The organism is Staphylococcus sp. aM (genome assembly GCF_052975125.1).
In genome coordinates this window covers 751,081-777,352 of record NZ_CP121447.1, presented here as the reverse complement: position 1 = coordinate 777,352, position 26,272 = coordinate 751,081, and the positions used below count along the sequence as shown (strand labels likewise).

General features: G+C 35.1%; 18 protein-coding genes, 6 tRNA genes and 3 rRNA genes. 7 read left to right on the top strand and 20 right to left on the bottom strand.

Translation table 11 applies throughout. The annotated features are described in order from the left end of the window. Nucleotides 1-143: 143 nt before the first annotated feature. The 4 genes from P7F85_RS03710 to P7F85_RS03695 form a co-directional block, all read right to left on the bottom strand. Nucleotides 144-1,520 carry an EVE domain-containing protein gene (locus P7F85_RS03710; protein ID WP_031464141.1) on the bottom strand — a complete coding sequence of 459 codons (1,377 nt, stop codon included), beginning with the start codon at nucleotides 1,518-1,520 and terminating at the stop codon, nucleotides 144-146. A gap of 216 nt (nucleotides 1,521-1,736) precedes the next feature. Next, nucleotides 1,737-1,967, bottom strand: coding sequence for a hypothetical protein (locus P7F85_RS03705; RefSeq protein ID WP_002467225.1), 231 nt, complete (start codon nucleotides 1,965-1,967; stop codon nucleotides 1,737-1,739). A 34-nt stretch (nucleotides 1,968-2,001) separates the two neighbouring features. Next, entirely contained in the window at nucleotides 2,002-2,940 is a 939-nt protein-coding gene (locus P7F85_RS03700; RefSeq protein ID WP_002467207.1) for a type I phosphomannose isomerase catalytic subunit, read from the bottom strand. 384 nt (nucleotides 2,941-3,324) lie between these two features. Then, nucleotides 3,325-3,978, bottom strand: a complete 654-nt coding sequence (locus tag P7F85_RS03695) for an NAD(P)-binding oxidoreductase (RefSeq protein WP_002467233.1) — start codon at nucleotides 3,976-3,978, stop codon at nucleotides 3,325-3,327. 141 nt (nucleotides 3,979-4,119) lie between these two features. Between P7F85_RS03695 and P7F85_RS03690 the strand changes: the two genes are divergently transcribed. Beyond that, entirely contained in the window at nucleotides 4,120-4,443 is a 324-nt protein-coding gene (locus P7F85_RS03690; protein WP_002467218.1) for an ArsR/SmtB family transcription factor, read from the top strand. A 1-nt stretch (nucleotide 4,444) separates the two neighbouring features. After that, on the top strand, nucleotides 4,445-5,392 hold the full coding sequence (gene czrB / locus P7F85_RS03685) for a CDF family zinc efflux transporter CzrB (RefSeq protein WP_002467237.1): 948 nt from the start codon (nucleotides 4,445-4,447) through the stop codon (nucleotides 5,390-5,392). Between the two features lie 45 nt (nucleotides 5,393-5,437). Here the strand turns inward: czrB and P7F85_RS03680 are convergent, their stop codons facing one another. Continuing rightward, nucleotides 5,438-6,169, bottom strand: coding sequence for a metallophosphoesterase family protein (locus P7F85_RS03680; RefSeq protein WP_002467221.1), 732 nt, complete (start codon nucleotides 6,167-6,169; stop codon nucleotides 5,438-5,440). A 132-nt stretch (nucleotides 6,170-6,301) separates the two neighbouring features. Between P7F85_RS03680 and P7F85_RS03675 the strand changes: the two genes are divergently transcribed. After that, entirely contained in the window at nucleotides 6,302-7,501 is a 1,200-nt protein-coding gene (locus tag P7F85_RS03675; RefSeq protein WP_002467216.1) for a hypothetical protein, read from the top strand. Nucleotides 7,502-7,586: 85 nt separating this feature from the next. On the opposite strand, the gene P7F85_RS03670 is transcribed toward P7F85_RS03675, so the two are convergent. Continuing rightward, nucleotides 7,587-8,444 (bottom strand): HAD family hydrolase, encoded by an 858-nt coding sequence (locus P7F85_RS03670; protein ID WP_002467226.1) that lies wholly within the window; start codon nucleotides 8,442-8,444, stop codon nucleotides 7,587-7,589. Nucleotides 8,445-8,592: 148 nt separating this feature from the next. Beyond that, nucleotides 8,593-10,398 (bottom strand): glutamine--fructose-6-phosphate transaminase (isomerizing), encoded by a 1,806-nt coding sequence (gene glmS, locus P7F85_RS03665; RefSeq protein ID WP_002467205.1) that lies wholly within the window; start codon nucleotides 10,396-10,398, stop codon nucleotides 8,593-8,595. A gap of 687 nt (nucleotides 10,399-11,085) precedes the next feature. On the opposite strand from glmS, the gene P7F85_RS03660 reads away from it, so the two are divergent. Genes P7F85_RS03660 through P7F85_RS03645 form a run of 4 tightly spaced genes read left to right on the top strand, consistent with a single transcriptional unit; the run spans nucleotide 11,086 to nucleotide 16,254 of the window. Beyond that, nucleotides 11,086-12,633, top strand: a complete 1,548-nt coding sequence (locus P7F85_RS03660; protein ID WP_002467209.1) for a PTS mannitol transporter subunit IICB — start codon at nucleotides 11,086-11,088, stop codon at nucleotides 12,631-12,633. A 32-nt stretch (nucleotides 12,634-12,665) separates the two neighbouring features. Beyond that, nucleotides 12,666-14,693, top strand: coding sequence for a BglG family transcription antiterminator (locus P7F85_RS03655; protein WP_002467213.1), 2,028 nt, complete (start codon nucleotides 12,666-12,668; stop codon nucleotides 14,691-14,693). Nucleotides 14,694-14,707: 14 nt separating this feature from the next. Continuing rightward, nucleotides 14,708-15,142 (top strand): PTS sugar transporter subunit IIA, encoded by a 435-nt coding sequence (locus tag P7F85_RS03650; protein ID WP_002467235.1) that lies wholly within the window; start codon nucleotides 14,708-14,710, stop codon nucleotides 15,140-15,142. Beyond that, a complete protein-coding gene (locus P7F85_RS03645) occupies nucleotides 15,142-16,254 on the top strand; it encodes a mannitol-1-phosphate 5-dehydrogenase (RefSeq protein WP_015364810.1) in 1,113 nt (370 codons plus the stop codon). The genes P7F85_RS03650 and P7F85_RS03645 overlap by 1 nt, the downstream gene beginning before the upstream one ends. Nucleotides 16,255-16,346: 92 nt before the next feature. On the opposite strand, the gene glmM is transcribed toward P7F85_RS03645, so the two are convergent. From glmM to P7F85_RS03580, 13 genes are all read right to left on the bottom strand, one after another. Continuing rightward, nucleotides 16,347-17,702, bottom strand: coding sequence for a phosphoglucosamine mutase (glmM, locus tag P7F85_RS03640; protein ID WP_002467229.1), 1,356 nt, complete (start codon nucleotides 17,700-17,702; stop codon nucleotides 16,347-16,349). Between the two features lie 27 nt (nucleotides 17,703-17,729). Next, nucleotides 17,730-18,662, bottom strand: a complete 933-nt coding sequence (locus P7F85_RS03635; RefSeq protein ID WP_002467215.1) for a CdaR family protein — start codon at nucleotides 18,660-18,662, stop codon at nucleotides 17,730-17,732. A gap of 1 nt (nucleotide 18,663) precedes the next feature. Next, on the bottom strand, nucleotides 18,664-19,470 hold the full coding sequence (gene cdaA, locus P7F85_RS03630) for a diadenylate cyclase CdaA (RefSeq protein ID WP_002451707.1): 807 nt from the start codon (nucleotides 19,468-19,470) through the stop codon (nucleotides 18,664-18,666). A gap of 127 nt (nucleotides 19,471-19,597) precedes the next feature. After that, on the bottom strand, nucleotides 19,598-20,503 hold the full coding sequence (gene rocF, locus P7F85_RS03625; protein WP_002467220.1) for an arginase: 906 nt from the start codon (nucleotides 20,501-20,503) through the stop codon (nucleotides 19,598-19,600). A gap of 100 nt (nucleotides 20,504-20,603) precedes the next feature. Beyond that, nucleotides 20,604-20,676 (bottom strand) — tRNA-Lys (locus P7F85_RS03620). A 3-nt stretch (nucleotides 20,677-20,679) separates the two neighbouring features. Then, nucleotides 20,680-20,754, bottom strand: a tRNA-Gln gene (locus tag P7F85_RS03615). A gap of 6 nt (nucleotides 20,755-20,760) precedes the next feature. Next, nucleotides 20,761-20,844 (bottom strand) — tRNA-Tyr (locus tag P7F85_RS03610). A gap of 22 nt (nucleotides 20,845-20,866) precedes the next feature. Then, nucleotides 20,867-20,942, bottom strand: a tRNA-Val gene (locus P7F85_RS03605). Nucleotides 20,943-20,948: 6 nt separating this feature from the next. Beyond that, nucleotides 20,949-21,020, bottom strand: a tRNA-Glu gene (locus P7F85_RS03600). 1 nt (nucleotide 21,021) lies between these two features. Further along, nucleotides 21,022-21,096: transfer RNA gene (locus tag P7F85_RS03595), tRNA-Asn, on the bottom strand. A gap of 14 nt (nucleotides 21,097-21,110) precedes the next feature. Further along, nucleotides 21,111-21,225, bottom strand: a 5S ribosomal RNA gene (rrf, locus tag P7F85_RS03590). Between the two features lie 70 nt (nucleotides 21,226-21,295). Next, a 23S ribosomal RNA gene (locus P7F85_RS03585) occupies nucleotides 21,296-24,217 on the bottom strand. Nucleotides 24,218-24,596: 379 nt separating this feature from the next. Continuing rightward, nucleotides 24,597-26,149, bottom strand: a 16S ribosomal RNA gene (locus P7F85_RS03580). The 16S, 23S and 5S rRNA genes sit together here with 6 tRNA genes alongside, the layout of an rRNA operon. Between the last annotated feature and the right edge of the window lie 123 nt (nucleotides 26,150-26,272).

Here is a 26,272-nt window from a genome sequence, read left to right as displayed (position 1 = left end):
TTTATTATTTTTCCTATTTCTCTTTTTATAAACAAAACATCGACTTTTTGATAAAAAAATAAGTTGATTTTATGAATGCGTTCATACATCACCTATTCAATCATAGGGTACTATATGATTAATTCATAAAATCAACTTAGGGGTTAGTCTTGGTTAACTTTTACTATTCTAGTATATTTTAAAAATTGTTGAGAATATTTTTGCTGAATTTCTTCTAATGAGTCATAAGTGACACCAATAATGTGCCAGTTAGGATTAAAATGATAAAATGAGTCTTTTTCTTTTGACCACTTAATCATATTACCTTCTTTGTTATATCTTGGTAATGTCACTTCATAACCTTCAAGCACATTGATATAAGTTTGGAATATGTCAGGATTTATTCTATTAAAGTTGTCTATTACAAGATAGCTTTTATCTTTTTTAGGCATATTCTGAGTGATAAAACCTTCACGATAGTATAACGCACCACTTTCGTTAGGTAGGTACTTACCATATAACATATCTTCGCTAAAATCTGGATGTCCAGATGTAATAATTGGATTAGCATTTGTCTTTTGTAATAAATCATTTGCAGCTTTTAAACCTTCTTCTTTTTTATCAACAACTAGTAAAATAAAAGGCTTAATTGTTGTTTCTTGTTGTTGCTCTTCTAGTAAATGTGATTTCTCCACTGTTTCAAATGGATTCTTAATACCGTTATTATCGCTCATTTCTAAAATAGCATCATATTGAACTTGTGACATACTTGCTATTGCTTGTTTAGCATTTTCTTGTAAGAAATATAAGTTTTTAAGCTTCGGATGCTTGTTCAAATGACCAAGTGATATTGGTGTAATATGTTTACCAAACATAATTTCAATAGCTGTACTATTGGTTCTGCCGGGAATAGGTGGCTTTTCATGGATATGTCTAGTTACTTCACCCACACCAATTACAGATTGATTTTGATATTTATTGTATATAATTACATTATCTCCAACTTCTAACTGTGTATAAAAGTGATAGCCATTACGTTTAATACCATTGTAGGTATGCGTGTATATTGTATAGCTTTTTCCCGGTTCAAAATCTTCTGTTTCTGACAGAAAGAAATAACGCGGAATTTTTGTTTCACCTTTACCAAGTTGAACGATAAGATCAAATTCTTCTTTTCTAATTTGATTAAATAGTGTTTCTTTCATATTACTCATTCTAAAATCTAATGCTTCACTACGTTTTAAATAATCCGTTGTTAAAGGATTTAACGTTTCATTAAATTTAAATTCAACTCTAATTTTGTTTTGTGCACCTGCTTGAACACTTAGTATTTCTCCAAAACCTAGCAATCCTGTATCTGTTTGTACTTGATAAAAGATGACTTGATCGCCGGCTTTTGCTTTTTTAAATGCTCTAAATCCTTGAGTAGGATTAAATTGTGCACCTGATTCAAATAATGTCGTTTGACCTACTAATGGTTCATTATGATTCCATCTATTATAACCACAATTTAACCAAAAGTAATTGATTTCTTCTGTCATCACGAATCTCCTCACCTTATTATATGTAAAATAAGTTATTTTAATTACCTTATTATATCTAACACACCAATACTACTACAACTATTTTTCTAATATTTTATTAAAAAGCAATCATTCAGGACTTAAATAATTAAAAATAGACTAATGCTAAAATCCGCATTAGTCTATATATAAATTATTTTTAGTTATTAATTTAACAAAGACATTTTTTCAAATTTAATGAGAAGGTACGAATGAACCGAGAAGTGGCAATAAATTAATCATCACTCCACCTAAAGATAACATGGCACTGCTTTCTTTATCTCGAAACGTGATAGCTGCACTAAAAACCCCTATCATAGCAACTAATCTAGGAATCATTAATGAAGGATAATGTGGCATATTTAGAAATACACCTGCACCTGCAATAACGCCACATAGTAATGAAATATATAAAAACTGTTTCATAATTTGAACATCCTTTATTTAATCATTAAATACTTTAGATATAACTAATTATTAAAGAAAAGTCGCCTTCAAATACATTATCTAAATCCTCTGAAGTCAGGACAAAATGGCTTCCTTTTTGAATATCAAAAATATCACCGTCTGTAATTAATTTCCCTTCACCATCTATTACAGACACTAAACAAAACTCGCGTGGTTTCATATAATTTAATGTTCCTGAAATTTCCCATTTAACTATAGTGAAGAAATCATTAGAAACAATATGTGTGCATTGATGACTTTCTATAATTTCTTTTTCTGGAACAATATTAGGCAATTCATTATTAAATGCCATAACATCTAATGCTTTATTAATATTAAGTTCTCTTGACTCACCGTTATGATTATCGCGTTGATAGTCATAAACTCGATATGAAATGTCCGAAGACTGCATAACTTCATATGCAACAATACCAGCACCGATACTATGAATTGTTCCAGCTGGTACAAAGTAAAATTCACCCGACTTTACATTTACTTTTCTTAATGTATCTTCGACAGTACCAGCATCTAGATGCTGTTTAAATGTTTCTTTTGAATCTGCAGTTGTACCTAATATAATTTCAGACCCTTCCTCTGCATCAATCACGTACCAACATTCTGATTTTCCATATTGACCATTCTCATTTTCATAAGCATAAGAATCATCAGGATGAACATGAATAGATAACGGTGATTCTGCATCAACAATTTTAGCGAGCAATGGAAAATCCTTACTTGGAAACTCACCGAATAATTCTCGATGTTCTGCCCATACTTGATCTAAAGTTTGACCTGCATAGGGACCATTCTTAATTATATTTTTACCATTAGGGTGAGCTGAGATTCCCCAACATTCTCCAATTTGTTGATTGGGTAGTTGGTATCCAAAGGTTTCTAATTTATTACCACCCCACATTTTCTCATGGAAAATAGGTTTTAAAAACAGTGGCATGTCTACACCTCCATTACTCTTGATGTTTATGTAATTATCATTGACCAATACTCAATCAACGATTCGTATACTATGTATTTCATTATTAATGTTTATATCAACAATTAATAAATTTAACTCACTATATGTGATTGTATCACAATTCATATTTTTATGGTTAAGATGATTATTGACTATTTTCAATCGATATTTATGTCATTCATTACTTTTAATTATACTTTCTTAGTACATTTAAGGTGATCTCCGATATTATATCAATTTATAATCCAAATGAATAGTAACAGTATATTTCATTGTTTGGGGTTAAAAAGTATAAAAAATATATAGGCCAAGCAATGACTTGCTCGCCCTATATATTTGTATATCTCTATATTTACTACTTCATTATTCGTAAGATTTTAATGCATCTTTAATAGATTCATTACCAGATAAAATTTGAAATTCTTGCTTGTTGAATTTATCAGAAGTTACTACGTAATTTAACACACTAGCTACATCTTCTCGTGGTATTGAACCATAACTATCAAAATATAAATCTGCTTTTATTTGACCAGTACCTTTGTCATCTTTAAGACCACCTGGATGCACAATGGTATAATTTAAATTAGAATGTCTTAAATAATCATCCGCATAGTGCTTAGCGATAGTATAAGGTTTTAAGTCGCCACTTTGATCAAACGCTTCTCTTCTTGAATCGTACGTTGAAACCATTACATAATGCTTAATATCCGCTTCTTCACTTGCTTTAATCGTTTTTACTGCACCATCTAAATCTACATATATTGTTTTATCAGCTCCAGTACTACCACCAGAACCCACTGAGAAAAGGACTTTATCAAAAGATTGAAACTTATTCTTTAATTCTTCAATACTTTCTTTTTCAACATCAATATTTAAAGCTTTAATACCTTTATCTTCTAATGCTTTAACTTGTTCATCTTTTCTCACACCTGCAGTAAAATCAACATTATCATCTTTTAATTGATCAACTAACTTAGAGCCCACGCCACCATTAGCGCCTATAATCAAAATACTCATATTAAACGTCCTCCTTAAAAACTTATATCATTATTCTTACCTTTTTCCTCATTATTTAAACGCTAAATCTCTGTTGACTAAAAATACGTACTAGTTTATATTAATATATGAATACATATTCATATATTAAGAGGTGTTCGTATGACTGAAAAGAATATAGACATGTCTAATCAACAAACTTTAGAACGAGTGACAGATATTTTCAAAGCTTTAAGTGATATTAACCGCATTAGAATCATGGAATTATTAGCGTCAGGTGAAGCAAGTGTTGGCCACATTTCACATTCATTGTCGTTAACTCAATCTAATGTCTCCCATCAACTTAAACTTTTAAAATCGGTAAATCTGGTAAAATCAAAACGTCAGGGTCAAAGTATGATTTATTCTTTAGATGACCAACATGTTTCTACTTTATTGAAACAAGCAATTCATCATGCGAGTCACCCTATAGAAGGTGAAAAATAATATGTCAACACATCATCATGATCATGCACATTCACACGCACACGGGCATGTACATACAAACAACAAAAAAATCTTATTAATCTCATTTATTATTATAGCCCTATTTATGTTAGTAGAAATTATTGGCGGTTTTTTAGCCAATAGTCTGGCCTTACTTTCTGACGGCTTCCATATGTTCAGTGATGCCCTATCACTATTAGTAGCACTCATTGCATTTATCTATGCTGAAAAACATGCAACAGTATCTAAGACCTATGGTTATAAACGATTTGAAGTCTTAGCGGCACTTTTTAATGGTGTTACACTATTTGTCATTAGTATTTTAATCGTTATAGAAGCTATTAAACGCTTTTTCACGCCACCAGAAGTTCAATCAAAAGAAATGTTTGTCATCAGTATCTTAGGTTTAATTGTCAATGTTGTCATTGCACTTTTAATGTTTAAAGGTGGAGATACTTCACACAATTTAAATATGCGCGGTGCATTCTTACATGTACTTGGTGACTTATTTGGATCTATTGGTGCAATTGTCGCTGCAATATTAATTTGGACATTGGGTTGGACGATTGCTGACCCGATAGCAAGTATTTTAGTTTCTGTTATTATCTTAAAAAGTGCTTATGGTATTGCTAAATCATCTTTAAATATATTAATGGAAGGCACACCAACCGACGTTGATTTAGATATCGTTATTCAAACTTTAACGAAAAACATTGAAATTCAAAGCGTCCATGATTATCATGTATGGACGATATCTAATGATATGAACGCATTAAGTTGCCATGCCGTTGTGCCAGATACTTTAACTGTCAAAGACTGCGAGCAATTACTTAAACGTATCGAACATGATTTATTACATTTAAATATTCAACATATGACAATTCAATTAGAAACAGCAAATCATGATCATGACGAAACAACACTTTGTACTGGCGTTCATCATCATTAATATAAAAAAGTTGCTCCATCAATCTAATGATGGGGCAACTTTTAATTACATAAATTTTTCAAATATAAGTTCTTTTGCAGGTACCTGTTTCGCTTCAAATCCTTCTAAAAATTCTTCATTATCGTATGCTAATTTAACTCTTTCTAATGAAATGTCTGTGTCAGTAACCGTTACTATACCATATACAGCATGTGATCCATTATTTAATCCAACAGCACCTGGATTGAAATACATTTTGTTTTTGTCATCAAACATATGCAAACGATGGTTATGGCCAAATATGATTAAATCAGCATCTTTATCCGCAAATAATTGAGTCATTTCATTTTCATCATCTTTAACGATTGGACTAAATGGTTGTTCATCAATTGACGAAGACAATTTATCATTCTCTATTTCATAATGGATAAATAATACTTTTTTCCCACAAATTGTTTTTTCAATATAACGTGGTAATTGATTGAGTTCTTCATAATAGTCTTCATCTAAATGGCCTGCAATCCATCGGTGGTGTTCATAAAACTTATCTTTTAAATCATCCGGATAAGGAGTGCCATTAACAACAGACATAATAGCTTCATCATGATTCCCTGCAATCATTTCCATATCGTCACGATCAAATATATGATCTAATACTTTATTTGTCTCGTGACCAATTCCAATGTTGTCACCAAGATTATAAATTTTATCAATATCGTCTCTATTATCAATATCATCCAATACAGTTTCTAATGCATCAAAGTTACCATGCACGTCAGTAATAATTGCAAATTTCATGATGATATCTCCTTTCATTTTCAATTCATTAGAACATTTTAACACTTAATACCCTATTATGTTAGATATTAATTTGAAAAAGTCCAAATTTTTGATATTGTATTTATATTAACGAAAAGGAGTGCTTAAAATTTGTTTAAATATTACAACTTAGCATTTAAGAATGCTAAACCTCAGAATCTTAAAGCAATACTATTTACATTAGTAAGCTTTATCGTCATTTTTTTAATCGGTAGAGTGGCAATGGCTATGATTGGTCAACAAATCATGCAATTGCAAATGATGATGCAATTCGGTCAACCAGTCGGACCATTACTTACACCGATTATTGGACTTGCATTAGTCGTAATTTTATTATTTATCTTTTTAGGTTATCAATTAATTGCAGGTGCGATTAATGTTATTTCAAAAGCAATCAGAAAAGAAAAAGTTAAATTCTCAGATTTATTTATCTCATTCAAAAAAGGTCATTATGGTAAAAGTGTATTACTAGCATTAATCACTGTAGCATTATTTATCATAATGGGAGTCATTTTATTTTTAGTAAATAAATTGCTTGGCCTTGTAATATCACCATTAGTAAATGCTATTCAAGGACCTATTAGTGGCATGGATAATCCAATGCCTGCTTACCTAGCATTCCAAATTGGTGTAACTTTAATTGTTGGATTCATTACTTCAATCTTTTATTGGTTTTTCTTTGTGTTAATCATTAATTACACAGCAGCATACACAGAAAACCCAACACAAGGACCAATTAAACTTTTCAAAGAAGGATTTAAAGCAATTAAAAATGGCCATAAAACATGGTTAAAATTCTTCATTGGTATTTTATTAATTAATTTATTAATTACTATCATCACACGTGTATTAGTGACTCTTGTACAAATGGCAACTGGTAGTATGTCACAAACAGTTGCGCAAGTATTATTAGTTATTTTACAAGTTATTGTTATTTTAGTAACACTATTTATTTACTATGCTTTATTAATGGGAATCGTTCAATATTTCGTACTACGAGGCGAAAAAGTAACTACTGATTCTAAAAAAGGTAAAAAAGACAAAAAAGATAAAGCTATAAATAATAAAGATGCTAAATCAAAATCAACACAATCTAGTCAATTACAAGATAAAACTAAAGACAATGTTAATGATCATACAAGTAATTTAAAAGATTCAACACAATCTAATGCTCAAGATTCTAATAAAGACTTAAACGATAAAGCTACTCAACATAAAGAAGATTTATCAAATACAGCAACATCAAAAAAAGATGATTTAGAAAAAACAGCAAAAGATACAATTGATAAAAACAATCCTAATAATAAATAATAATTGATAATAATAAAAGACGGCGTTCATTGGTTTTAAACCTTTGAACGCCGTCTTATTTTATTTATCAAATTACTATACCAATTTAGTCTAATAAATGTTTTTTCAAATATTTAGCCGCACCATCTTCTTCATTAGTAAATTCTGTCACATCATTCGTCAATGCTTTAATCTCAGTTCGTGCATTTTTCATTGCCACTGTAAAATTCCCAAATTCAAACATAGCTCTATCGTTATCACTATCACCCATAACAAGAGTCTCTTCTTGTTTAATATTAAAATGTTCAATCATTTCCTTAATACCAGTACCTTTATCAGTATTATAAGCCATTGTTTCAGCATTATAACGTGATGAATTAGAAACACTAATATTTAGAGTCACTTTATTTTGCTTTAATTCATCTCTGAAATGAGTGATTTTATCTAAGTTTGTGTCAAATAAGTATATTTTCGAATAGTCTTTATCTGGTAAACTCTCTACCCATTGAATTTTATCCTTGAGCGCATCTTGTCTTGAAGCCCATTCACTTTGACCTACATTATTAGGTGGTGTATCTCCACCGCTAATCATATTTCTCATCCATTGCTCATCTTCTTTTAATACAAGTCGTTGTTCACCAAATGGAAATACTTCATAGTAAATATTTTGTTGTTGCGCCAATGACACTATACGTTTAACTGATTCTAGAGACATACTATGCTTGAATATATTTTCATCATTAACTTCCCCTGTAGTTCCATTTGAGCTAATAATACCATCTACTGAAAAACCTTCAGGAACAAGTTGATGAATTTCAGAATATGAACGTCCAGTTGCTAAAAATACTTTATATCCATTTTCTCTTAAAGCATTAATGACATCTCTCGTATATTCTGATGCTTTGTTATCTTCATGTAAAATCGTACCATCCATATCTAAAAATATTGCTTTAATGTTGTCCATATTTTCCTCCATAACATTATCATATATTACTTAAAATTTTGTCATTAAATGAATAAAAGTGCAATAAAAATAACCTCTTCTCAGTTAATATTAACTAAAAAGAGGCTATCAAGAACTTTTATAAATATTTCAAATTATTTTCTAAAGATTATTCTACTGTTACTGATTTAGCTAAATTACGTGGTTTATCCACATCAAGGTCTCTGTGTAACGCAGCATAATAAGAAATCAATTGTAATGCCACTACAGAAACTAATGGTGTTAATAATTCATGAACGTGAGGAATCACGTAAGTATCATCTTCTTTATCTAAACCTTCCATAGAAATAATACAAGTGCTAGCACCACGTGCTGCAACTTCTTTAACATTACCACGGATTGATAAGTTTACATTATCTTGAGTTGCTAAAGCTATTACTGGTGTACGATCTTCAATTAAGGCAATTGTACCGTGTTTTAATTCTCCACCAGCAAATCCTTCAGCTTGGATATATGAAATTTCTTTAAGTTTTAATGCACCTTCTTGGCTGACATTATAATCAATAGTACGACCAATAAAGAATGCATTTCTAGTAGTTTCAAGGAAATCAGTAGCAATTTTTTCCATTACTGGTGCATCATCTACGATTGTTTCGATTGCAGTAGTCACTTTAGCTAATTCTCTCAACAAATCGATATCCGCTTCACGACCATGCGTTCTAGCAACGATTTGAGCTAAGATAGATAATACAGCAATTTGAGCTGTATAAGCTTTTGTAGAGGCTACAGCAATTTCTGGACCAGCATGTAATAATAAAGTATGGTCTGCTTCACGAGATAATGTAGAACCAGGTACATTCGTAATTGTTAATGCTTTATGACCTAATTTCTTAGTTTCAACTAATACTGCACGGCTATCTGCAGTTTCACCAGATTGTGAAATATAAATGAATAATGGTTTTTCAGATAATAATGGCATGTTGTATACAAACTCAGATGCCACATGTACTTCTGTTGGCACACCAGACCATTTTTCTAAGAATTCTTTACCTACTAATCCTGCATGATAGCTAGTACCTGCAGCAATAATATAGATACGATCTGCTTGTGATACGTCATTGATAATATCTTCATCAATTTTCAAGTTACCTTCATCATCTTGGTATTCTTGAATAATACGACGCATTACTGCTGGTTGTTCATGAATTTCTTTTAGCATGTAGTGATCATACACACCTTTTTCTGCATCTGAAGCATCAATTTCAGCAGTGTATGTTTCACGTTCTTGAACTTGACCATTAGCATCTTTAATAATTACTTCGTCACGTTTCACAATAACGATTTCATGGTCGTGAATTTCTTTATATTCATTTGTTGCTTGTAACATTGCTAAAGCATCAGAAGCAATAACATTAAAGCCATCGCCAACACCAATTAATAGTGGTGATTTGTTTTTAGCAACAAACATTGTATCTTTATCTTTTTCATCTAATAAACCTAACGCATAAGAACCATGTAATAATGATACTACTTTTGTAAATGCGTCTTCTGTTTCGAAACCTTGTTTAGAGAAATATTCAACTAATTGAACAATAACTTCTGTATCTGTCTCAGAAACAAACGTAACATCGCTTAAGTATTCACTTCTTAATTCTTCATAGTTTTCAATTACACCATTATGTACTAGTGTAAAACGACCAGTTGTAGATTGATGTGGATGTGAATTTTCGTAATTTGGAACACCGTGAGTTGCCCAACGAGTGTGACCGATTCCAACTGTACCATCAATATCGCTACTATCAGCTACTTTTCGTAATTCTGCGATACGTCCTTTTTCTTTAAATACTTTAGTACCTGCTTCATTTGCAACAGCAACACCTGCTGAATCATAGCCTCTATATTCTAATTTTTCTAATCCTTTTAATAATAATTCTTTGGCATTATCGTAGCCAATATATCCTACTATTCCGCACATATTTATATTTCCTCCAATTATTGAAATAACGTTAGTAACAATGATTTATTACCCATAATTTAGTTTAGTAATCTTCTATCATTATTATTTCGGTACTACAAGTGAACAAAAACTTATTTAAACCCACTTGAAAATAAGCGTGATATTTTATCACACTTAACATTCTAACGTCTTTCATTTTATATAATATTTATTGGCGATCTTATTAACTTTGTCCAATAGGTTGCCCTACTGTTTTACTTAATAAGCTAACGAATGAGCCACATCCGGGATAGCATCCGCCGATCTTTTCGATCACTATCCTCCTCGTCTACAAGATGTGCTTATAAGCTATAAGAATTTCAACATTTGAATTAAATTCTTAATTACTGCATTATAACAACAACTTGCACAGGCGCTTTGTAATATTTATCTTCTATCCTCCTTCCCATTAAGACCTATTGTACAATGACAAATTACTCAATTGCAAATATTTTCACAAGCTTTTTGTAAAAAACTCCTAGCGTAAATTGCATATGAAATTAATTGTTAACAAACTGTATATTTACATTCTCTTTACCTATATATAATAGAATTATTGTTGTCACGATTTATATGACAAATTCGAATTTTGTTCTTATTGTAGTAATGAGCTTCTTAGATATACAATATATATAGTCAAAATACTAATTTAAAAGAGGTGTAGAAATGGCACAAACACAAGAGAAAAAAGGTTTCGGCCGTAAAGTTCAAGCATTCGGTTCGTTCCTTAGTAGTATGATTATGCCAAATATTGGTGCATTCATCGCTTGGGGATTTATCGCTGCAATTTTTATCGACAATGGTTGGTTACCAAATAAAGATTTAGCTCAATTAGCTGATCCAATGATTAAATTCTTAATTCCATTATTAATTGCATTTAGTGGTGGTCGTTTAATCCATGGATTACGTGGTGGTATTATTGCTGCAACTTCAACTATGGGGGTTATCGTTGCATTACCAGATACACCAATGCTATTAGGCGCAATGATTATGGGACCATTAGTTGGTTGGTTAATGAAGAAAACAGATGAAATCGTTCAACCAAGAACACCACAAGGTTTCGAGATGTTATTCAATAACTTCTCAGCAGGTATCTTAGGTTTCATCATGACAATTCTAAGTTTTGAAATTTTAGCTCCAATTATGAAATTCATCATGCACATTTTATCTGTTGCAGTTGAAGCTTTAGTACACGCTCACTTATTACCAATCGTAAGTATTATTGTTGAGCCAGCTAAAATCGTATTCTTAAATAACGCTATTAACCATGGTGTATTTACACCACTTGGTGCAGACCAAGCTGCTACAGCAGGTCAATCTATTTTATACGCAATCGAATCAAACCCTGGACCAGGTTTCGGTGTGTTACTTGCATACATGATTTTTGGTAAAGGTACTGCAAAAGCAACATCTTATGGTGCAGGAATCATCCACTTCTTAGGTGGTATTCATGAAATTTACTTCCCATATGTATTAATGAGACCTATGTTATTCATCTCAGTTATTTTAGGTGGAATGACAGGCGTTGCAACATACCAAGCAACTGGATTCGGATTCAAAAGTCCTGCATCTCCAGGATCATTCATAGTATATTGTATTAACGCACCTAGAGGAGAATTCCTTCACATGTTATTAGGTGTTGTATTAGCAACATTAGTATCATTCGCAGTTTCAGCAATTATTCTTAAGTTTACAAAAGAACCAAAACAAGATTTAGAAGCAGCTACTGCTCAAATGGAAGCTACTAAAGGTAAAAAATCAAGTGTATCTTCAAAATTAAGCAGTAAAGAAAATAATCAACAAGCTAGTACAACTGGTGCTACTGCAGGTGCTACATCAACAGAAGAATCTAATAATAGCGAAGACGACGCAGATCAATTATTAGATAACTATAATACTGAAGATGTAGATGCGCATGATTACAGTAATGTGAACCATGTTATCTTTGCTTGTGATGCGGGTATGGGTTCTAGTGCAATGGGTGCTAGTATGTTACGTAATAAATTTAAAAAAGCTGGTATTTCTGATGTGAATGTAACAAATACAGCTATTAACCAATTACCTAACGATGCTCAATTAGTTATCACTCAAAAAACATTAACTGATCGTGCCATCAAACAAGTACCAAATGCAATTCATATTTCAGTTGATAATTTCTTAAATTCACCTAGATATGAAGAGTTATTAAATAACCTTAAAAAAGAAGAACAATAATTTTAAATAAATATTAAATGGAGGATACCGCCATGCTATTGAGTACACGTGAAAAAGAGATTATAGAACTATTAATCAAGTATCACGGTCAATATGTCACTATTTATGACATTGCTCAACAACTGGCAGTGTCCTCTCGTACTATTCATAGAGAATTAAAGCATGTGGAATCTTATATTGATACTTTTTCTATAGAATTAGAACGTGTAAACAAAAAGGGTATACGTTTAAAAGGACTTAATCAAGATATTCAAGCATTAAAACTTGAAATGACTCAACAGCAAACGCTCGATTTATCCGTTGAAGAGCAAAAAGTTATTATTCTATATGCACTTATACAATCTAAGCATGCTGTTAAACAATATAGCCTTGCACAAGAAATTGGCGTATCCATTCAGTCATTAACAAAACTGTTAGACGACTTAGAACAAGATTTGGCATTATATCAATTATCATTGACACGTAAACGTGGCGAAGGTGTTATTTTAAACGGCACTGAATCTAAAAAAAGAGAATTCTTAAGTCAATTAATGGTAAATAACTTAAATAGTACAAGTGTGTATTCAGTTATAGAAAACCACTTTGTTTACCAATCATTACATCAATCTCAGCAATCACTTGTGGATTTAGATCGAATATTTAAAGTTGAGAGAATTTTAATGGATTATTTAGGACAGCTTCCCTATTCATTGACAGAATCTAGCTATTTAACATTAACTGTTCATATCGTTTTAAGTATTACAAGAATGCAAAACAATGAATATGTATCACTTAATGATGATATTTATCAATCTGTAAAGGATACATTCGAACATGAAATTGCTAGTGAAATCGCAAAACATCTAGAGCATCTCTATGATGTTCAATTTAATCAAGCTGAAATCACATTTATTACCATTCATTTGCGCGGTTCAAAACGTAAAGATACTAAAGACACTTTATTTGAAGATAAGAAAAGCGAACAAAAAATTAAATCTTTTGTACAGACAGTAGAAGAGATTTCAGGTCAATACTTTGATGATAAAGATACATTAATTAATGGTTTATCATTGCATATTAATCCAGCTATCAATCGCTTAGAATCAAATATTGAAACTTATAATCCGTTAACCGATATGATTAAGTACAAATATCCAAGACTATTTGATAATGTGAGTAAGGCGTTACGTGTCGTTTGGCCAGATTTGATATTCCCAGAAAGTGAAGTCGCCTTTATCGTGCTTCATTTTGGAGGATCTATCAAAAATCAAGGACATCAATTTTTAAACATTCTAGTTGTCTGTAGTAGCGGTATTGGAACAAGTCGTTTATTAGCAACACGTCTCGAACAAGTGTTTAGTGAAATTGAACGTATTACCCAAGCATCTGTTAGTGACTTAAATGTATTAGATTTATCTAGTTATGATGGCATTATATCTACAGTTAATTTAGATATTGACAGACCATTTTTAACAGTGAATCCTCTACTTCCTGATTCAGATATTGGTTATGTATCATCATTTTTAAATACCAAAGAAACACATCATTTGGTAACACATAAAGAAGTAGAGACTTTATCAACATCTAAAGATGATATTTTAGAAACCATGCGTGCAGGTTTAAAATTAGTTGATTCAGTGAAAATAGAATATAAATCAGTTGAAAATTGGAAACAACATTTAGCTGATTACTTGGTCAGTCAAGATATCATTGAAGATGGGCAGTCATTCGCTGAACAATTACAACACCGGTTAGAGGATAATCCAAGTTGGATATTACGTCCTTACCCTATTGCGATTCCACATATGAAAAATGATATGTTTAAGCAACCTTGTATTCTCATCACTATCTTGGAAGAACCAATAGCGTTGAGTAATGTTCAAAATGACAATCATTCAATTAAATATATGTTAAGTATGTTTATTCCAGAAAATGCAATCATGACAAAGTTAGTTAGTACAATATCAGAAACTCTTAGTGATCATTTGGAAAACTTAGATGATTTTATGCAAAATCCACAGGAATTTAAAACAATACTGGAAAAGCAATTTTTAAAACAAATAAAACAACAATTAATTTAGGAGTGTATTAATCAATGAGTGAATTATTCAGTAACGAAAATATTTTTATCAATGTATCAGTAGGTAGTCAAAACGAAGCAATCGAAAAAGCAGGACAAGCATTAGTAGATAGTGGTGCTGTTACAGAAAACTACATCCAAGCAATGAAAGATCGTGAAGATGTTGTATCTACATTTATGGGTAATGGCTTAGCTATTCCACATGGTACTGAAGAAGCTAAAGGTAACGTTATCCAATCAGGTTTAACCTTATTACAAATTCCTGAAGGTGTAGATTGGAACGGCGAAGAAGTTAAAGTCGTTGTTGGTATCGCTGGTAAAGACGGAGAACATTTAGACCTATTATCTAAAATCGCAATTACTTTCAGTGAAGAAGAAAATGTAGAACGTATTATCAATGCTAAATCTGCTGACGAAATCAAACAAGTCTTTGAGGAGGCTGATGCATAATGAAAGCAGTACATTTTGGTGCCGGTAATATCGGTCGTGGATTTATTGGTTATATCTTAGCAGATAATAATATTAAAGTTACATTTGCAGATGTAAATGAGGAAATTATTAATGCTTTACAAAAAGAGCATGAATACGATGTTATTTTAGCAGATGAGTCTAAAACAACGACTCGTGTTAACAACGTTGATGCTATTAACTCAGCCAAACCGTCTGATGAATTAAAACAAGCCATTTTAGAAGCTGATTTAATTACAACTGCTGTTGGTGTTAATATTTTACCAATTATTGCTAAATCATTCGCACCATACTTAAAAGAAAAAGAGAATCACGTTAATATCGTTGCTTGTGAGAATGCAATTATGGCAACAGACACACTTAAAAAAGCTATTTTAGATATAACTGGTCCTCTTGGTGATCATATTCACTTTGCAAACTCTGCAGTTGATAGAATCGTTCCATTACAAAAAAATGAAAATATTTTAGATGTTATGGTAGAACCTTTCTTCGAGTGGGTAGTAGAAAAAGATGCTTGGTATGGACAGGAATTAGATCATATTAAATACGTTGATGATTTAACACCTTATATTGAAAGAAAATTATTAACAGTAAATACTGGCCATGCATTTTTAGCATATGCTGGTTACAATGATAATAAAGCAACAGTATTAGATGCCGTTCAAGATAGTACGATTGAAGCAGGTTTAAGACGTGTATTAGCTGAAACAAGCGAATATATTACACGCGAATTTTATTTCACTAAAACTGAACAATCACAATACGTAGAAAAAATTATCGAACGTTTCAATAATCCTCATCTTTCTGATGAAGTTACTCGTGTAGGTCGTGGAACACTACGTAAAATTGGACCTAAAGATCGTATTATTAAACCATTAAATTATTTATATGAACATAATTTAGAAAGAGATGGCTTAGTTAAAGCAGCTGCCCTACTTCTAAAATATGATGACAAAGCAGATCAAGAAACAGTAGAGAAAAATAATTATATTCAAGAACATGGTGTTAAAGCCTTCTTACAAACATATGCTAAAGTTGAAGGACCATTAGCAGAAGAGATTGAAAAAGAATATAATGAACTAGTTGCAAAATAAGGTATTATAAAGAACCAGAAACTAAAGTTTCTGGTTCTTTTTGTAATATAAAAACAAATGCCACTTTTAAATGTGACATTTGTTTTTATCATTTATTTATCTAAACCCATTTTGTCTTCGACTACATCTGCAATTTGTTGTGCAAATCTTTGTGCATCTTCGTCAGTTGATGCTTCTACCATCACACGTACTAATGGTTCTGTACCTGAAGGACGAACTAAAATTCTACCTTCACCATTCATTTCAACTTCAACTTTAGTCATTACTTCTTTAACATCAATATTTTCTTCAACACGATATTTATCAGTCACTCTCACATTGATTAAAGATTGAGGATAAGTCTTCATTTGTGATGCTAATTCACTTAATGATTTACCTGACATTTTAACAATAGCTGCTAGTTGTACACCTGTTAATAATCCATCACCCGTAGTATTATAATCCATTAAAACAATGTGACCTGATTGTTCACCACCAAGATTATAATTGCCACGTCTCATTTCTTCAACCACGTAACGGTCACCGACTTTTGTTTTATTAGATTGGATGCCCTCATTCTCTAATGCTTTATAAAAACCTAAATTACTCATTACTGTTGAAACAATCATATTATTATTTAACTCTTGGTTTTTATGCATTTCTTGTCCAATGATAAACATAATTTGGTCACCATCAACAATTTGTCCTTTTTCATCTACTGCAATGATTCTATCGCCATCACCATCAAATGCTAATCCGAAATCTGCGCCAGTTTCAAGAACTTTTTCTGCAAGTGCTTGAGGATGTGTAGAACCGCATTTTTCATTTATATTATAGCCATCAGGACTACAACCTACTGTTTCAGTATCCGCTTCTAAATCACCGAATAGGAATGGTGCTAAAGATGATGTAGAACCATTTGCACCATCTAATACTATTTTCATACCTTCTAAATTCACGTCTACTGTTGATTTTAAATAACTTAAATATTTTTGTGCACCTTCAAAATAATCTGAGTAATGAACGATATCAGTACCAACGGGTCTTGGAAGACTTGGATCATCTTGATCTAATAATGCTTCTATTTCTTCTTCTTGATCGTCAGATAGTTTAAATCCATCTGAACCAAAGAATTTAATACCGTTATCAGCAACTGGGTTATGTGATGCTGAAATCATCACACCTAATCCTGCATCCATTTCTCTTGTTAAATATGCAACACCTGGGGTAGAAATAATACCTAAGCGCATAACTTCTGCACCAATAGAAATTAACCCTGCAATTAATGCAGCTTCTAACATTTCCCCGGAGACTCTTGTATCTCTTCCTACAAGTACTCTAGGATTTTTTTCACCTTTATTATGCGCTAATACGTAACCACCATATCTACCTAATTTAAATGCTAGTTCTGGCGTTAACTCTTCGTTTGCGACACCTCTGACACCGTCTGTACCAAAATATTTTCCCATGATTTACTCTCCTTTTATTTCTTTCAATTATTTAACCGTAATATAAGCCTTTGTTTCTTCAGGTTTAACCTTACTTACATTTTTAGGCAAATCAAATTTCACTGTCTTTTCAGTTGATTCTGAAATATGATCTAAATCAACTTCAGCTGTAATACTATCTATACCCTGTAAGTCTTCTCTACTACCATAAATCTCTACTTCATCATCATCTAATTTTATACTATCAACTTTTTTATTATCATCTAAATTTCCAGTAGTCTTAGTATTCACTTTTACCTTTTTACTAAAAGGCTTAACAGATACTTTCAAATCTACTTGTCCTGGATTAATTGAGACGTTTAATTTATTTAAATCTTTATCGTAAGCGTTAACTTCTGCAACATCTTTTGTATCTTTGCTAATCTTACTAGCATTTTTATATGTTGCTTTTAAGTAAGCAATTTGATTCAATTGCTCATCTCCACCTGTTACTTTAACTGTTTCTGGTGAAATTTGTTGTTTATCTATTTTATATTCATTTGAAATATCACTTTGACTTACATCCGGTTGTACATGCATCGTCTTTGTAGTTTTCTTTTCTAATGTAATATTGGCTGCTTTAGGTTTTATATTGTAATTAATACCATTACTTATTCCTTTAACTTGGAATTTTTCATGATATTTACCAGCCTTTTCTCCAGACAAATCAACAACTACTTTTAAGTCATCTGGACTTTCAATTTTTAATAATTTAGATTGTGGCCCTGATATATTTACATCTACTGTATCTGGAACATGTGTTGCATGTAAATCTTTATGATTATAAACCACTTCCACTGGAACATCTTGGATTGTCTTCGTTGATTTCTGTGAAATATCATCTGAATTAAATATGTTACCAAAAACATTATTCACAGATAAGAAGAAGAATATCGCTAAAATTAATGCAACAAATCTTAATCCCCACTTGCTTTCTAACATATTAATTCACACCTTTCTTTTGAAAGTGTGTGCCAAACCAATGCTCAGCTAATAATTCTTCAAACACTTCATTTGAAATATCTCTTCTCAATTTACCATCAAATGTAACTGAAACATCACCTGTCTCTTCAGAAACAATGACTGTAAAGGCATCTGATACTTCAGAAATACCTACTGCTGCTCTATGTCTAGTACCTAGACTTTTAGAAATTTTAACACTATCTGATAAAGGTAAATAACTAGCGGCTGCTGCTATTTTAGTCCCTTGAATAATCATAGCTCCGTCATGTAAAGGTGTATTAGGTATAAATACATTTGTTAATAACTCTTGAGAAATTTTAGAATCCATAGGAATCCCAGTTTCAATATAATCTTGTAAACCTGTTTCTTTCTCAAACACTATTAATGCACCTATACGACGTTTAGCCATATACTGAACCGCTTTAGATACAGATTGGATTAACTTCTCTTCATCTTTAGTATAGGCATTTGTATAACGTTTCAAGAAACTTCCTCTACCTAATTGTTCTAACGCTCTTCGAATCTCAGGTTGGAAAATAACTATTAAAGCAAGTACACCCCACTGAATTACGATATCGAACAATTTAGAAGTCGCAGTCAAATTTAGCATTTTACTGATTTGTTGACCGATTACTATAACAACAATACCTTTTAATAATTGTATTGCTTTAGTTCCTTTAAAAACTGTAATAAGTAAGTAAAGGACATACCATACAATCAATAAATCGAGGACACTAGTTATGACTTTCAAAGTACTAAAATTTTGAAAAAAATTGGAAAAATCCATAACATCTCCTCCGATAACATTTTCCATATCATCCATTATATCAATCATTAGAACAAGTGTCATATGAACGGAGAGAAAAATGAAAAAAACTTGCATGTCAAAATACATGCAAGTTGCAATAAATATTTTATAATAATGTTTCTCCGAAGAATGTTCCAAGTAATGAAACTGCTTGTTCAGCTGTACTATTATGTAAATCAATTAATGGATTAACTTCAACTAAATCCATAGATGTTATCATATTACTTTCATGAAGTAATTCTAAAGCAAAATGGCTTTCCCTATAGCTCAATCCACCTAATACTCTTGTACCTGTTCCTGGTGTTTCAGTTGGATCTAAAGCATCTACATCTAAGGATAAATGTAATCCATCAACATGTCTTGATTTCAAATAACTTAATGTATCATTACTAACTGTTTCTATACCAAGTTTATCTATATCGGCCATAGTATAAGTTTTAATATTTTGTGCTTTGATATACTCACGTTCACCTTTATCTAAATCTCTCATACCAATTAAAACAATATTTTCAGGTTTAAGTTTTGGTTGAATGTCATTTAAATTAACAAGATCACTTGGACCTTCACCTAATAATATTCTTAATGGCATACCATGAATATTACCTGAAGGTGACTCTTCAGGTATGTTCAAATCACCATGAGCATCATACCAAATCACACCTAGATTTTCATAGTGTTTACAAATACCAGATATTGAACCCACTGCTATAGAATGATCTCCGCCTAAAACTAATGGAAATCTATCATTTATTATCGTTTGGTCTACTTTTTGGCTAAGCGTCTTTGAAACATTAATAATTTCATCATAATTTCTCAAGCCTTGTTGCTCAGAATTAAACTTTTTCAAATCTATAGCAGGAACGTCTATATTGCCTTTATCATGAACGTTAATACCTATATTTTCTAGTCTATCTTGTAATCCTGCATATCTTATAGCATCTGGACCTAAATTCACCCCTAATTTTCTTTGACCAAATGTTGAAGGCACCCCTATAATATCTATGTTTTTCATTTATATATCCACCTCTTTTTTTCGTGTTATTTATAGAATAATGTATCCGTTTACATAAAACAATAAAAAAAAACACCTTTCCGAAGAAAGATGTTAAGAGTGAGCCATAGAGGATTCGAACCTCTGACCCTCTGATTAAAAGTCAGATGCTCTACCAACTGAGCTAATGGCTCTTATGGCTGGGCTAGCTGGATTCGAACCAGCGCGTGACGGAGTCAAAGTCCGTTGCCTTACCGCTTGGCTATAGCCCATTAAGATGGTGGAGGGGGGCAGATTCGAACTGCCGAACCCGAAGGAGCGGATTTACAGTCCGCCGCGTTTAGCCACTTCGCTACCCCTCCAGCATATTTAATTAAAAATCAATGGTGGAGAATGACGGGTTCGAACCGCCGACCCTCTGCTTGTAAGGCAGATGCTCTCCCAGCTGAGCTAATTCTCCATTAAATGACTCCTACGGGACTCGAACCCGTGTTACCGCCGTGAAAGGGCGGTGTCTTAACCGCTTGACCAAGGAGCCATGGCTCCACAGGTAGGACTCGAACCTACGACCGATCGGTTAACAGCCGATAGCTCTACCACTGAGCTACTGTGGAATAATTATATATTTGCCTGGCAACGTCCTACTCTAGCGGAACGTTAGTCCGACTACCATCGGCGCTAAGGAGCTTAACTTCTGTGTTCGGCATGGGAACAGGTGTGACCTCCTTGCCATTGTCACCAGACAAATGGAATGTATTATACATTCAAAACTAGATAGTAAGTAAAATGATTTTGCTTCGCAAAACATAAATTTTGATTAAGTCTTCGATCGATTAGTATTCGTCAGCTCCACGTGTCACCACGCTTCCACCTCGAACCTATTAACCTCATCATCTTTGAGGGATCTTATAACCGAAGTTGGGAAATCTCATCTTGAGGGGGGCTTCATGCTTAGATGCTTTCAGCACTTATCCCGTCCATACATAGCTACCCAGCTATGCCGTTGGCACGACAACTGGTACACCAGAGGTATGTCCATCCCGGTCCTCTCGTACTAAGGACAGCTCCTCTCAAATTTCCTACGCCCACGACGGATAGGGACCGAACTGTCTCACGACGTTCTGAACCCAGCTCGCGTACCGCTTTAATGGGCGAACAGCCCAACCCTTGGGACCGACTACAGCCCCAGGATGCGATGAGCCGACATCGAGGTGCCAAACCTCCCCGTCGATGTGAACTCTTGGGGGAGATAAGCCTGTTATCCCCGGGGTAGCTTTTATCCGTTGAGCGATGGCCCTTCCATGCGGAACCACCGGATCACTAAGTCCGTCTTTCGACCCTGCTCGACTTGTAAGTCTCGCAGTCAAGCTCCCTTATGCCTTTACACTCTATGAATGATTTCCAACCATTCTGAGGGAACCTTTGAGCGCCTCCGTTACCTTTTAGGAGGCGACCGCCCCAGTCAAACTGCCCACCTGACACTGTCTCCCACCACGATAAGTGGTGCGGGTTAGAAAGCCAACACAGCTAGGGTAGTATCCCACCAATGCCTCCACGTAAGCTAGCGCTCACGTTTCAAAGGCTCCTACCTATCCTGTACAAGCTGTGCCGAATTTCAATATCAGGCTACAGTAAAGCTCCACGGGGTCTTTCCGTCCTGTCGCGGGTAACCTGCATCTTCACAGGTACTATGATTTCACCGAGTCTCTCGTTGAGACAGTGCCCAAATCGTTACGCCTTTCGTGCGGGTCGGAACTTACCCGACAAGGAATTTCGCTACCTTAGGACCGTTATAGTTACGGCCGCCGTTTACTGGGGCTTCGATTCGTAGCTTCGCAGAAGCTAACTACTCCTCTTAACCTTCCAGCACCGGGCAGGCGTCAGCCCCTATACATCACCTTACGGTTTAGCAGAGACCTGTGTTTTTGATAAACAGTCGCTTGGGCCTATTCACTGCGGCTCTTCTGGGCGTTAACCCTAAAGAGCACCCCTTCTCCCGAAGTTACGGGGTCATTTTGCCGAGTTCCTTAACGAGAGTTCGCTCGCTCACCTTAGAATTCTCATCTTGACTACCTGTGTCGGTTTGCGGTACGGGCACCTGTTATCTATCTAGAGGCTTTTCTTGGCAGTGTGAAATCAACGACTCGAGGAAACAATTTCCTCTCCCCATCACAGCTTGACCTTATGAGTGCCGGATTTGCCTAACACTCAGTCTTACTGCTTGGACGTGCAATCCAATAGCACGCTTCGCCTATCCTACTGCGTCCCCCCATCGATTAAAACGATACTAGGTGGTACAGGAATATCAACCTGTTATCCATCGCCTACGCCTGTCGGCCTCAGCTTAGGACCCGACTAACCCAGAGCGGACGAGCCTTCCTCTGGAAACCTTAGTCAATCGGTGGACGGGATTCTCACCCGTCTTTCGCTACTCACACCGGCATTCTCACTTCTAAGCGCTCCACATGTCCTTGCGATCATGCTTCGACGCCCTTAGAACGCTCTCCTACCATTGTCCTACGGACAATCCACAGCTTCGGTAATATGTTTAGCCCCGGTACATTTTCGGCGCAGTGTCACTCGACTAGTGAGCTATTACGCACTCTTTAAATGATGGCTGCTTCTAAGCCAACATCCTAGTTGTCTGGGCAACGCCACATCCTTTTCCACTTAACATATATTTTGGGACCTTAGCTGGTGGTCTGGGCTGTTTCCCTTTCGAACACGGACCTTATCACCCATGTTCTGACTCCCAAGTTAAATTAATTGGCATTCGGAGTTTGTCTGAATTCGGTAACCCGAGAAGGGCCCCTCGTCCAAACAGTGCTCTACCTCCAATAATCATCACTTGAGGCTAGCCCTAAAGCTATTTCGGAGAGAACCAGCTATCTCCAAGTTCGATTGGAATTTCTCCGCTACCCTCAGTTCATCCGCTCACTTTTCAACGTAAGTCGGTTCGGTCCTCCATTCAGTGTTACCTGAACTTCAACCTGACCAAGGGTAGATCACCTGGTTTCGGGTCTACGACCAAATACTAAACGCCCTATTCAGACTCGCTTTCGCTACGGCTCCACATTAGCTGCTTAACCTTGCATCAAATCGTAACTCGCCGGTTCATTCTACAAAAGGCACGCCATCACCCATTAACGGGCTCTGACTACTTGTAAGCACACGGTTTCAAGTTCTCTTTCACTCCCCTTCCGGGGTACTTTTCACCTTTCCCTCACGGTACTGGTTCACTATCGGTCACTAGAGAGTATTTAGCCTTAGGAGATGGTCCTCCCAGATTCCGACGGAATTTCACGTGCTCCGTCGTACTCAGGATCCACTCAAGAGAGTATATATTTTCGACTACAGGATTATTACCTTCTTTGATTCAACTTTCCAGATGATTCGTCTAATATATACTTTTGTAACTCCGTATAGAGTGTCCTACAACCCCAACAAGCAAGCTTGTTGGTTTGGGCTCTTCCCGTTTCGCTCGCCGCTACTCAGGGAATCGATTTTTCTTTCTCTTCCTCCGGGTACTAAGATGTTTCAGTTCTCCGGGTCTGCCTTCTGATATGCTATGTATTCACATATCGATAACATGACATAACTCATGCTGGGTTTCCCCATTCGGAAATCTCTGGATCAACGCTTACTTACAGCTCCCCAAAGCATATCGTCGTTAGTAACGTCCTTCATCGGCTTCTAGTGCCAAGGCATCCACCGTGCGCCCTTAATAACTTAATCTATGTTTCCATCCTACAGGAAACGCGTTATTAATCTTGTGAGTGTTCTTTCGAACACTAGCGATTATTTCTTATGAATTCAAGCTTTAAAACTCTAATTCACTCGGTTTTGCTTGGTAAAATCTATTTTACTTACTTATCTAGTTTTCAATGTACAAGTTCTATTTCCAGTCAAGCGTTTGCATACTGTTTTGTTATCATTACTTTAAATACTTATTTATTCTAGTAAACTCCGCTTTAAAGTAACTCAACGCATTGTCTGCGAATCGCTTTCTTTGAAAAAGAAGATATGTGAATGTTATATAAACATTCAAAACTGAATACAATATGTCAATGTTATTCCTTCATCTTCTACGAAGATGTTCCGAATATATCCTTAGAAAGGAGGTGATCCAGCCGCACCTTCCGATACGGCTACCTTGTTACGACTTCACCCCAATCATTTGTCCCACCTTCGACGGCTAGCTCCATAAATGGTTACTCCACCGGCTTCGGGTGTTACAAACTCTCGTGGTGTGACGGGCGGTGTGTACAAGACCCGGGAACGTATTCACCGTAGCATGCTGATCTACGATTACTAGCGATTCCAGCTTCATGTAGTCGAGTTGCAGACTACAATCCGAACTGAGAACAACTTTATGGGATTTGCTTGACCTCGCGGTTTAGCTGCCCTTTGTATTGTCCATTGTAGCACGTGTGTAGCCCAAATCATAAGGGGCATGATGATTTGACGTCATCCCCACCTTCCTCCGGTTTGTCACCGGCAGTCAACTTAGAGTGCCCAACTTAATGATGGCAACTAAGCTTAAGGGTTGCGCTCGTTGCGGGACTTAACCCAACATCTCACGACACGAGCTGACGACAACCATGCACCACCTGTCACTTTGTCCCCCGAAGGGGAAGACTCTATCTCTAGAGCGGTCAAAGGATGTCAAGATTTGGTAAGGTTCTTCGCGTTGCTTCGAATTAAACCACATGCTCCACCGCTTGTGCGGGTCCCCGTCAATTCCTTTGAGTTTCAACCTTGCGGTCGTACTCCCCAGGCGGAGTGCTTAATGCGTTAGCTGCAGCACTAAGGGGCGGAAACCCCCTAACACTTAGCACTCATCGTTTACGGCGTGGACTACCAGGGTATCTAATCCTGTTTGATCCCCACGCTTTCGCACATCAGCGTCAGTTACAGACCAGAAAGTCGCCTTCGCCACTGGTGTTCCTCCATATCTCTGCGCATTTCACCGCTACACATGGAATTCCACTTTCCTCTTCTGCACTCAAGTTTTCCAGTTTCCAATGACCCTCCACGGTTGAGCCGTGGGCTTTCACATCAGACTTAAAAAACCGCCTACGCGCGCTTTACGCCCAATAATTCCGGATAACGCTTGCCACCTACGTATTACCGCGGCTGCTGGCACGTAGTTAGCCGTGGCTTTCTGATCAGGTACCGTCAAGATGTGCACAGTTACTTACACATTTGTTCTTCCCTGATAACAGAGTTTTACGATCCGAAGACCTTCATCACTCACGCGGCGTTGCTCCGTCAGGCTTTCGCCCATTGCGGAAGATTCCCTACTGCTGCCTCCCGTAGGAGTCTGGACCGTGTCTCAGTTCCAGTGTGGCCGATCACCCTCTCAGGTCGGCTACGTATCGTTGCCTTGGTAAGCCGTTACCTTACCAACTAGCTAATACGGCGCGGATCCATCTATAAGTGACAGCAAAGCCGCCTTTCACTATTGAACCATGCGGTTCAATATGTTATCCGGTATTAGCTCCGGTTTCCCGAAGTTATCCCAGTCTTATAGGTAGGTTATCCACGTGTTACTCACCCGTCCGCCGCTAACGTCAAAGGAGCAAGCTCCTTATCTGTTCGCTCGACTTGCATGTATTAGGCACGCCGCCAGCGTTCATCCTGAGCCAGGATCAAACTCTCCATAAAAAAATTATGATGTTTGATTAGCTCATAAAACTAAATTAATTGTTGTAACTTTCGTTACATTATTGGAATTAACGTTGACATATTGTCATTCAGTTTTCAATGTTCATTTGATACAATCTTCAT